Genomic DNA, 1,297 nt, shown 5'->3' with positions numbered 1-1,297 from the left:
GACAACGGACGCCAGTTCACCGGCCGCTTCGCCCGACCCCGCCGGGTCGAGGTGCTCTTCGACCGGATCTGCCGCCGCAACGGCATCGACCACCTCCTGACCAAGGTCCGGTCCCCAACCACCACCGGCAAGATCGAACGCTGGCACCACAGCATCCAAGCCGAACTACTCGACGACCACGGCCCGTTCGACTCCCTCGACGCCGCCCAGGCCGCGATCGAGCACTGGGTCGACGACTACAACCACCACCGCCCCCACCAGGCCCGGGCCATGACCAGCCCGGCCACCCACTTCCCCACGGCCCAGCAGCGCCCGGACCCAGCACCCCGGATCTGGAGCCCGCCCGAGCTCACCGGCCTGCCCGAACCCGACGACCACGACCCGCTCCCCGACGACCCGGACGATCTGTCCGAGACCCCCGCCCCAGTCCCACCCACCGAACAGCCGGCCCCCGTCCCCGTCCCGGTCCCGTCACCGCCGCCGGCCCTTCCCGTTCCCACGGCCGCGGTCGAGATCGAACGCGTCGTCCCGGCCTCGGGCAACCTCGGAGTCTGCGGTCAGCAGTTCTGGCTGGGCACAGCCCTGACCGGGCGGATCGCCACCCTCTGGATCGACACCACCACCGTCCATCTCAGCTTCGACGGCATCCACCACAAGACCGTGCCCTCGCGGATGACCACCACCCACCTGGCCCGCCTGCGCGCCGAGGGCGCCCGCCCGGCCGGACCGGCCCCGGTCCTGCCCGCCGCCGACCGCGCACATCCCGGCCCGCTGCAGATCCACCGCACCGCGAACTACACCGGAGGAGTCTCAGTCGCCGGGACCCACCTCAACGTCGGCGCCCAACACGCCGGCCGCCGCGTCACCCTCCACCTCGAAGACGGCCTGGCCCACGTGATCGTCGACGGCGTCCGCACCCGCACCACCACCCTGGAACTCACCCCGGCCCAGCGACGCAAACTCCGCGGCGCTCATGCCGCCGGCCCACTACCGGCTGCTGACGACCGCCCCGCCCGCACCCAGCGTCGGGTCTCCTCCCAGGGCGCCACCCAGGTCATCAACCAGCGCGTCCTGGTCGGCCAGCGCTACGCCGGACAGCTCGTCACCATCGAGATCGGCGAGACCACCCTGACCGTCTACGACGAACACGCACACCACGTCATCACCCAGATCCCCCGCACCAGCACGCGCCCCCTGACCCGCTTCAAGGCCTACGGTGTCCGAAACCGAACAACTGGCTAGGAGCAGTTACCGATCATCTGAAGCCAACCCGTCCCGCATCATCTGAACCCAGACA

Annotated in this window: 1 pseudogene; it reads left to right on the top strand. The window is 71.0% G+C overall.

Annotated features, from left to right (window positions below):
• Positions 1–315: pseudogene (locus tag ACVJO7_RS34005) on the top strand (integrase core domain-containing protein); the annotation flags it as partial.
• Positions 316–1,297: the final 982 nt, after the last annotated feature.

It is taken from the genome of Pseudonocardia sp. DxW (genome assembly GCF_058448985.1).
The sequence above is the reverse complement of the archived record's forward strand: the minus strand, read 5'-3'. Positions and strand labels throughout refer to the sequence as shown.